Source organism: Nonomuraea sp. NPDC052265 (assembly GCF_044547985.1).
Classification (GTDB): domain Bacteria; phylum Actinomycetota; class Actinomycetes; order Streptosporangiales; family Streptosporangiaceae; genus Nonomuraea.
Genome location: NZ_JBIUBJ010000043.1, coordinates 21,893 through 30,745 on the forward strand (window position 1 = coordinate 21,893; position 8,853 = coordinate 30,745).

Below are 8,853 nucleotides of genomic sequence, written 5' to 3' on the forward strand. Positions count from 1 at the left end.
GATGGTGTCTGACCATTCGAGAGGAAGCCCATAAGAGGAGTCGACATGCGAGGTGACCAGCGTACGGCCGAGGAGCTTCTGGCGTCGGCCCGCGACGGGGACGGGGAGGCGTTCCGCGGCCTGGTCGAGCCGTACCGTCACGAGCTCCAGGTGCACTGCTACCGCATCCTCGGCTCCGTCCAGGGCGCCGAGGATCTGCTGCAGGAGACCTTGCTGGCGGCGTGGCGCGGGATCGGCGGCTATGAGGAGCGTGCGTCGCTGCGGACGTGGCTCTACCGGATCGCGACCAACCGTTGGCTGAACGCACTGCGTGCCGGCGCGCGCCGTCGGCACGAACACGCGGCCTACCGAGCGGAGCTCCCGATGCCCGAGCCGTCGCGTCGCCGAGAGGAACCGAGCTGGCTGGAGCCGTACCCCGACGTGCTGCTCGCCGGGATCGCCGACGACGTGCCCGGCCCCGGAGGCCCGGTACGAGGCCAGGGAGTCGGTGTCGCTGGCCTTCCTCGCGGCGCTGCATCGACTGCCGCCGAGGCAGCGGGCCGTGCTGGTGCTGCGGGACGTCCCGGGCTTTCGGGCCGCCGAGGCGGCGACCGTTCTCGGCACGTCCGAGAACGCCGTGACCATGGCGCTGAAACGAGCGCGGGCCGCGCTGGCACGTGAGCTGCCAGGACCGGGCCGGGAGAGCGCTCCGCTGCCGGACTCCCCCAGGAACGCCGGATCGTGGCTGACTTCAGCCGCGCGTTCGAGGCCGGAGACGTCGCCGCGATCGTGGCGATACTGACGGACGACGCGTGGCTGACCATGCCACCGGTGCCGCTCGAATATCACGGCCTGGACGCGATCGGGCACTTCCTGACCACGGTCGCACTCCGCGACGGCCGCCGATTCGTGCTGATCCCGACGCGGGCGAACGGCCAACCGGCCGATCCTGGCGCCCCGACCTGCGAGAATGTCGCGGATCTCGTCTTGGTTGTCCTGCACGTTTCCGACTCTAGGCAGCGTCCGGCAAGAGACAGGGGTGGAGATTGTCCCCCCCGATAAACCCCACCTCCCGCGCGTGCGATGGAGCCGGTTTCCTGGCTGTTGTACGGCGTGACGGCCTGTCGTCGACGACAGCCGTCACCAGCGCCGCTCGATCAAGGAAGCAGCCGTCCTCGACTCGCTGAGGACCCCTTCGCATCCGAGCAGGCCAGCGCTGCCCTCCCTTGCCGCCGACCCCCTTCGGCGCAGCCCTCAAGGAGCATCACGCATGACCACCATGTCCGATACCGCCGGGTCTCGATCTCCATGACGAAGAAGACGTACAGGCGTTTGAAGAACACGGTGTCGATGTGCAGGAGGTCGCAGGCCAGGATTCCGGAGGCCTGGGAGGTGAGGAACTGTCGCCAGGTTGGTGAGGTCTGGCGTAGCGCTGGGCCGGGGCCGGCCGCGGCGAGGATGCGGCGGATGGTCGCGTTCGGGTAGGTCCAGCGTTGACTGACCAGCTGGCGGTGCCAGGCCGACAAGGTGCCCGGCGTCACGATCCCATGGAGGCGAAGCTGCGTGGGCAGTAGTCGCGTCAGTGCGGCCGGCAGCGCTCGGTCGGCCCAGTCCGGTCGTGGCCGGGAGACCTGACGACGCAGGACGGCGACCTCATGACGCAGCATCAAGATCTCTACGTCCTTGGAGGTGTCGCCCCGTGCGAGAAGCGTCAACCAGCCGGCTGTACCTGCCAGAGGACGTCAGGTACAGCTGACAGCGTGGGACGCACACCCCACAACAAGGAGTCGGCTGGATGAGCGGCATCGAAGTGACCCTGGTAGAACTCGAGCAGCGGATGCTGGACGCGGACGCCGCCTTTGACGAGAGGTTTTTCGAGGAGTACTGCGCCGATGACTTCGTAGCCATGGGGCATTTCGGCATCGTGTCCAGGCAGCAGGTTCTCGACATGTACGTCAAGGGAAGCGGGAACCCAGACCGGTGCAACCGGGCACAGGATGTTGTGGTCAAGCCGCTCGGCGACGCAGGAGCCGTGGTCGCTTACAAGCTGACAAGCACCAGCGGCGATGAGACGTCCTCATGGCATGCGTCGACGGTCTATCGCCGGACCTCCGAGGGCTGGCGCGTCGTCCTCCTCCACCAGACACCCATGTAGGGTATGGCGTGCCTCGTGGTCTGGTGCTCAACTCGGCGGCCACGGCGTCGAGTTGCCAGCGGATGTGGACAGGACAGTCGGTGCCCTTGAGGTAACACTGGCGCAGCAGGCCCTTGATGCTCGTTCGAGCCGCGCCCCCAAAGGCCGGCCGGGTCGCGGAAGTAGACGGGCGTGCCAGCGGTGACGGCGAGCTCGTGATGACGGCCCGTCTCGCTGCCGTGGTCCCAGGTCAGCGAGCGCTTGAGATGGGCGGGCAGCATGGCCATGGTCTCCACCAGGGCGTCACGCACGCGATCGGCCGTCCGTTCGGTGGGTAGGTGGACGAGCATCACGTAGCACGTCGTGCGCTCACCTCCTGCCCGGTTCCGTGAGTTGTTCGAGGCCTACCTCCAGCCACACAGCCAGGGACTGCGCCTCATGACTCTGGTGCGTCCGTCGGTGTTGCTGGCGTCACCGGCGGCGCCGGCCTGTCCGAGGCGGTACGCGTGGAGTGTGACGGCCTCTCCGGCGACGAAGGTGTGCAGGAACGTCTGTCCGGCGGTGTTCTGGCTCCCGTGTGCCGGGCTTTGGATACCGGTCACCGCTTGCCCGCCAGGGATGGATGCGCCGTTTGGGGAGCGCCGTCCGTGAAGCGATATCCGGACGCTTAGTAGTGTAGTGATTACAATCCGCTGACTTGTCTGAATGACCGACTGCCCGCGTCCCGATGACCGTGCAGAAGTGGTGTTCGGGCTGATCAGCCAGGCGCCCTGTTCGGTAGGGCTGGCCCTACCACCAAGCGGGGGGCGTCCTGCTTGGGGCGAGCCTGCGCAGGAGAATAGCGTGCTGCCGTGATCAAGAAATTCCCCCGCATCGCGGCTCTCACCTGTGCCGCGTTCCTGGCCATTGCGCCTGTGACGGCGACCGCCGCGACCGCAACTCCTGCCAGAGGCGCCCTGATGAAGGCCGAGCGGGTGAGCCGCATGACAGGCAGCGAAGTCAACGCGTTCCTCGGCAAGGCGGGCTTTCCCGCGATCGAGAACGCCAAGGGCGTCGACGTCTACAGGGTCAGTTACCGCACCGTTGACGTGAACGGCAGGCCCACCACGGCGACCGGTTCACTCGTCCTGCCCCAGACCCCCGCCCATGAGCTTCGCGTCGTCAGCTACAGCCACGGCACAATGGCCGACAGGCGGGAGGCGCCCTCGGTGACGTCCACGGGGGAAGGCCGCTTTCTGCCGGTCTACTTCGCCACGCACGGCTTCGCCGCGGCCGCGGCCGACTATCTCGGCCTGGGCGAAGGACCGGGCGCGCACCCGTACATGCATGCCGCCACCGAGGCCGGCGCCTCCATCGACCTCCTCAAGGCCGCCCGGAGGATCGCCGGGCAGCAGCAGGTCACGTTCGACAAGCGGATCATGGTGACCGGCTTCTCCCAGGGTGGCCACGCCGCCATGGCCCTGGGCGCGGCCCTGCAAAAGGACCGGGACCTGGACGTGTCAGCGATCGCGCCGATCAGCGGCCCGTTCGACATCGAGCACGCAGAATTTCCCGCCGCGGTCGACGGCAGGCTCGACGGCCGATCGGCGGCGTTCTATCTCGCCTACTGGCTGACCTCGATGGACCGCGTCTACGACGTCTACGATGAACCGTCCGAGGCGTTCCGCCCGCCGCATGACGCGAAGGTGACGGACCTGCTCGACGGGAGCCATGACCTGGGCACCATCGCGGCCGCCCTGCCGTCCACGGTGGACGAGCTCCTCACCCCGGACTATCTCGGCAAGCTCGGCAAGCCTACGGGCCGGCTGTTGGAGGCGATCAGGCGCAACGACACCACGTGCCGCGACCTGCGGCCCGGTGCGCCGGTGCGGCTTTTCGCCGCCACCGGCGACCGCGACGTGGTTCTCGCCAACTCCGCGAGCTGCCTGAAGGACCTACGGGCGCGGCACGTTGATGCGTCTCTCACGGATGTCGGCGACGTGAACCACCTGACCTCGCTCAGGCTCTCGCTGCCCAAGGTGCTGGCCTGGTTTCAGCAGGGAGCCGGCACCGCTGCCGGCTGAACAGCCGGCAGGCCGCGCTTACAGGTCGCCAGCCGTGGGAGGCGCCCGGGAAACTGCCGGGAGCGACGTGAATGGGGCCGCGCGTATTACCCTGCTCAGCCCGATCTTCTTCGCGGTCGAACAGCTACCCGCCGACTCTGGATCGGGCAGATCGCCACGACTGCTCGTGCTCCAAGGAACGGGACCAGCGACCAAGGTTCCCGCCCCTACCCGCGAGCTGTCGCCCTGCTGGATCCGAAAAGTTGGTCGCGGAGGTTGACCTGTGGCCATGCGGCTTGGTCCTGCGGCAGGTTGCCCCGCCCTGCCCTCAGGTGAACCGACCCGATCTGCGCCCCACAACCTCAGAGATCAAGAGCGGCTGAAATGTGAGGGAGAACTGACAGCGCCCGCTCCGCTGATTTCAGGCGAAGCGGGTACGCGGATCGTCCCGACGTAATTGCTCAGACACTGCCCTCTACCGCGGTGTTGTCGGCCGACAAGTCGGCGAGGATCTGCGTGAGGGTGGACTTGATGCCCTGGATACCGTCGGCCCCGACGATGCCCGCCCAGCGGGCCTCCAGTCCGGCGAAGTAGCCGGCGCTGATCTCGGCGGCCCAGGTGCCCCGGTCGGCGAAGATGACCACCCTGCCTCGGCCATCGGCCGGATCGGGAACGCGTCGCACGTAGCCGTGTTGTTCCAGGTAACCCACGAGTTCGCTCATCGCTTGCGGGGTCATCCCCGCTCTGCGGGCCAGTGTGGTGGGCCGGGTGCCGTCGCAGTCCATCAGCCGGAACACGTTCAGGTAGTGAGTGGGGCGTAGATCTTTGCACCCGTTCTCGACCAGGTGGCGGAGCAGCCCGTCGAGGATCAGGTTGAACGTCTGCCCGATGAGCTGCAACAGGAGCGGCTCATCGGTTGTAGATTGTTCGGCCACCTTATAACCTAACCTTATAAAGCTTCCTGAATAGTTCCAGCATAGCCGAAGGAGACGAGATGCCCCCACCCTCCCCCGCACGTCCAGTGAGGTGGCGCAGGGGCGCCAGGACCGTCGGCGGGACACTTCTCATCCTGTTGGGTCTGCTGTGGATCCTCCAGGGTGCCGACGTGGTACGAATCGATCCCATCTTGTGCGTCGCCGACTGCCGGCCCATCACCGGCGGGTCACCCGGCTGGCTGGCCACCGGGGTGGCCGCTGCGTTGGCCGGAGTCTTGCTCGTAGGTGTGCGAAGAGGTCCGCGCCAGGGAGGTGGAGAATCGGGACTCGAACGTCCCGTGGATGGCCGTTGAGGTAGATGCCGCCATCCACGTGCTTCAACGGTTGGCGGAAAATAGGGCTCATCGGTCGCGCTCGGGGACCACTCGACACTCGGGACCGATATGCAGCCAAAGCCGGGGACATGACCTGACTTCGTCCCAGGTCCTCCGAGGACGCCTTCCTCGACGGCAACTCATCGGCGTCGAATAGCGCGGGCTACCGGCTGCGACCTGCGGAAACGTCCCTGCCGTCGTTATCGTGGTACAAGCCGCCGGACTCATTCCCGATTGTCCCGACCGAAACCCGCACCCCCTGGCGAGAAGCCTCACCTTGGGCGACCTGCAACGATCACTCCATTTTGGGGCTGGGGCCACACTCGGGAGGAGGACGCCGTCACCTCAGGGGCCCGCTCTGCCTTGATCTCGCTGTCGAGCTGGACGCCCGCGAGGCGCTCGGCGTCGGCCGGCGGCAGGTGCCGGAAGGTGAGGTCGTCCAGGGCGTGACGCAGCGCGGTCCGCTCCGCGCCCTCGGGAAGAGCGCGGCGACATTCGTCAGCCGTGATCGGCGCTGCGAAGCTGATCGACATCGGAGTGTCGGCAAGAGTACGAGCGCCCCGACACGCGTGGGCGGGACCGGACGCGTTACCGGGTTCTCCTGGCCGTACCGCTGATCAGTGCGTCGAGGGCGGCTCGGCCCTCCTCGGCGCGATGCGGGATCAGCAGGAGGGTATGGGCTCGTTCCAGCCGGGCGCCGATGCCCTCCCACTGGGCGACCGAGGCCGCCAGCGCGTCCGGGTCCGCGTGGAGCCTGCCGCCGGCGCGAGCCAGGCATGCCGAGGCCCAGTGGTTCTCCCCGGCTGTCAGGAGCGCGGCCGCGAGCCGGTCCGGGGCGTCGGGCAGCCCGGCGGCGACCGCGAGCTCGGCTCCCGCCGCCTGCGCGTACGCCGCGTAACGTCCCATCGAGAACGCGCCGAAGGCCCGCTCCACCAGGGCGGTGGCGTCGCCCAGGTCGCCGGAGTGCAGCGCTGCCCGGGCATCGACGAACGCGCCGAAGGACGTCAGCCGGGCCTGCCCGGCCAGCGCGTGGTCGACCACCACGCCGGCCCTGTGACGCCAGAGCCGGAAGCGGACCCGGTCGTCGAGAAGTCCATGGGCGAGCGCGACGGCCGACACGGAAGGCAGCAGCCATCCGGCCGGGGGCCGGCCGGCTCGTTCCCAGCCCTCCCACATCCGTTCGCCGTAGCGCAGGGCCGCGCCGAGATCTCCGGTCAGGACGAGCGCGGGGATCAGTCTGCTGGCCGAGATGTAGGGGTGGTCTCCGACGAGGTCGTCGGCCATCATGAGCCGACCGGCGCTGATCGCAGCGGGCAGATCTCCCGCGACGATCGCGTCGGTGCAGGCCACGTGAAGGGTGTCCACGATCTCGATGGCCGAACGCGGGTCGTCGCGGTCCATCTCCGACAGCAAGGCCAGCCGCTCCTCGGTGTGCCGCCGGGCCTCGTGATGCCGGCCGGCCCGTACGGCGGCGGTCGTCACCGCGTCGAGCCCCGCGCTGATGAGCACGGCGTCGCCCGTCGTCCGTGCGACGGCGAGCGCGCGGGCGGCCAGGACCGGGTCCGGGTCGAAGGCGCCCGGCCGCTCGGTCCAGGCCGCCGCCGCGGCGAGGGCCGCCGCCACGATCGGGTCGCGGGGGTCTCCTGCCTCGGCGGCCTCGGTGAGATGACGGCGAAGCCGCTCGCCGGGAATGCCCTCGGGGAAGGAGGCGAGAAACCTCGCCGCTGTCTCCACCGCACGGGCCAGGGCGACCGCGCGGCCGTTCTCGTCGCCGGCGGCGTGGGCCTGCGCCGCCGAGGCGAGCAGCAGGTCGAACACGTATTGCCCGGAGATGTTGTCCAGGGCGCAATTGGCGGCGTTCCGCAGGTCCTCGGCCGCTTCGGCCGGACCGGGCGCTCGTTCGGCTGCCTGCCGGTAGTGGCCCTGGGCCTCGGCCAGGAATCGCCGGGCGAAGGCGAGGTGCCCCAGCGAGCGGGCCAGGCTGTGCGCCGCCCCGCCCGGTCCGGGCGGTGCGGCGGCCAGCGCCGCGCGCAGATCGTCTGCGACCTCGTCGAACTCCCGCCGCCAGACCTCGGCGCCGTCCTGTTCACTGTGCTGGGTCGGCGACGCCGACCCGGCCCCGCGGTGTCCGGCGGCGACCAGCCGCTCCCGCATCGCCGTCGCGGTACCGGCGGCCCACAGCAGATGGAGTTCCCGAGCCGCGTCGTGCTCACCGGAGTCTCGTAACAGGTCCTCGGCGAAGGCTCTGACGGTCTGCAGGAGCCGCCATCGGCTCGCCGTTCCCGGGGAGCGTACGACGAGGCTCTTGTCGACGAGCCGCCCCAGCACATGGCTCACGGCGCCGGGTGGGCGGCCGGCGGTGAGCGCCGTCGCGGCGGCCAGGTCGAAGCCGCCGCAGAACATCGACAGTCGCCGGAACAGCACCTGCTCTTCCTCGTCGAGCAGGTCGTGACTCCATTCGAGCACCGCGCGCAGGGATCGATGCCGCCGGTCGGCGGCCCGTCCCCCGGTGAGCAGCCGCAGCGTGTCGTCGAGCGCGACGAGCAGCCCGGCGAGCCCCAGAGAGGCGCTGCGGGCCGCGGCGAGCTCGATGGCCAGGGGAATGCCGTCGAGCCGGGCGCAGATCTCGGTCAGCAGGGCCGGGTCGGCGTCGAACTCCGGATCGGCCGCGGTGGCCCGGTCGAGGAAGAGCGCCTCCGCGTCGGAGGCCAGGGGCAGCGGGCCGATCGGCACGGTACGTTCGCCGGGCACGCCGAGGCGCTCACGGCTCGTCAGGAGGATCCGGGTGCCCGGACAGGCTGCCAGCATCCGCTCCGCGAAGCCGGCAGCGGTGTCCAGCACGTGCTCGCAGTTGTCCAGGACGAGCAGCGCCCGATCGCGGCGAAGCCGTTCGATGACGGCATCCTCCAACGGCTGCTGGGCGCGCTCACTGACCCCGAGCACCTTGGCCGCCGCCTGCGCGACGAACCCGTCCCGTACGGGAACCAGATCCACGAACGCCCCACCGGCCGGGTACGAGGAGCAGATCTCTGCCGCCAGGCGGCTCTTGCCCGCGCCGCCGGGACCCAGCAGCGTGACCAGCCGGGAGGCGCCGAACGCCGCCAGAACCGCCTCGTGTTCCCGTTCGCGCCCGACGAACGAGGTCATCGGGGTGGGAACCCCGGGTTGCGGCGTGTCCGGGATGTCGCGGTCCACCCCGGCCCGCACCGCCTGCTGCGCCAGCTCCTGCCGGTCGGCCACACCGTACTTGCGCAACAGCGAGGCGACGTGGCTCTCGACCGTGCGGACGGAGATACGTAACTTGTTCGCGATCTGCGCGTTCGACAGCCGCGCCGCCACCGCCGCCAGCACCTCGCCCTCGCGCTGGGACACCTTTGCGATCATTCGGA

General features: G+C 69.4%; 9 protein-coding genes. 5 read left to right on the forward strand and 4 right to left on the reverse strand.

The genetic code is table 11. From position 1 onward, the window contains the following. Positions 1–45: 45 nt before the first annotated feature. Genes ACIHAD_RS47710 through ACIHAD_RS47720 form a run of 3 tightly spaced genes read left to right on the forward strand, consistent with a single transcriptional unit; the run spans position 46 to position 1,041 of the window. Positions 46–660, forward strand: a complete 615-nt coding sequence (locus ACIHAD_RS47710; RefSeq protein WP_397361522.1) for a sigma factor — start codon at positions 46–48, stop codon at positions 658–660. Then, entirely contained in the window at positions 548–781 is a 234-nt protein-coding gene (locus ACIHAD_RS47715) for a sigma factor-like helix-turn-helix DNA-binding protein (RefSeq protein WP_397361531.1), read from the forward strand. The genes ACIHAD_RS47710 and ACIHAD_RS47715 overlap by 113 nt, the downstream gene beginning before the upstream one ends. Continuing rightward, positions 721–1,041 carry a nuclear transport factor 2 family protein gene (locus ACIHAD_RS47720; protein ID WP_397361523.1) on the forward strand — a complete coding sequence of 107 codons (321 nt, stop codon included), beginning with the start codon at positions 721–723 and terminating at the stop codon, positions 1,039–1,041. Before ACIHAD_RS47715 ends, ACIHAD_RS47720 begins: the two co-directional genes overlap by 61 nt. A gap of 95 nt (positions 1,042–1,136) precedes the next feature. On the opposite strand, the gene ACIHAD_RS47725 is transcribed toward ACIHAD_RS47720, so the two are convergent. Then, positions 1,137–1,694, reverse strand: coding sequence for a hypothetical protein (locus ACIHAD_RS47725; RefSeq protein WP_397361524.1), 558 nt, complete (start codon positions 1,692–1,694; stop codon positions 1,137–1,139). 80 nt (positions 1,695–1,774) lie between these two features. On the opposite strand from ACIHAD_RS47725, the gene ACIHAD_RS47730 reads away from it, so the two are divergent. After that, positions 1,775–2,134, forward strand: coding sequence for a DUF4440 domain-containing protein (locus ACIHAD_RS47730; protein WP_397361526.1), 360 nt, complete (start codon positions 1,775–1,777; stop codon positions 2,132–2,134). Positions 2,135–2,964: 830 nt separating this feature from the next. Next, on the forward strand, positions 2,965–4,176 hold the full coding sequence (locus ACIHAD_RS47735) for an alpha/beta hydrolase family protein (RefSeq protein ID WP_397361527.1): 1,212 nt from the start codon (positions 2,965–2,967) through the stop codon (positions 4,174–4,176). 440 nt (positions 4,177–4,616) lie between these two features. Here the strand turns inward: ACIHAD_RS47735 and ACIHAD_RS47740 are convergent, their stop codons facing one another. The 3 genes from ACIHAD_RS47740 to ACIHAD_RS47750 all read right to left on the reverse strand — a co-directional run. Next, entirely contained in the window at positions 4,617–5,054 is a 438-nt protein-coding gene (locus ACIHAD_RS47740) for a MarR family winged helix-turn-helix transcriptional regulator (RefSeq protein WP_397361528.1), read from the reverse strand. A gap of 682 nt (positions 5,055–5,736) precedes the next feature. Next, complete coding sequence (locus tag ACIHAD_RS47745) at positions 5,737–5,997, reverse strand: hypothetical protein (RefSeq protein WP_397361529.1); 261 nt, start codon at positions 5,995–5,997, stop codon at positions 5,737–5,739. 55 nt (positions 5,998–6,052) lie between these two features. Then, positions 6,053–8,853: ATP-binding protein (locus tag ACIHAD_RS47750; protein ID WP_397361530.1), on the reverse strand; the 2,801-nt coding region annotated here is incomplete at its 5' end.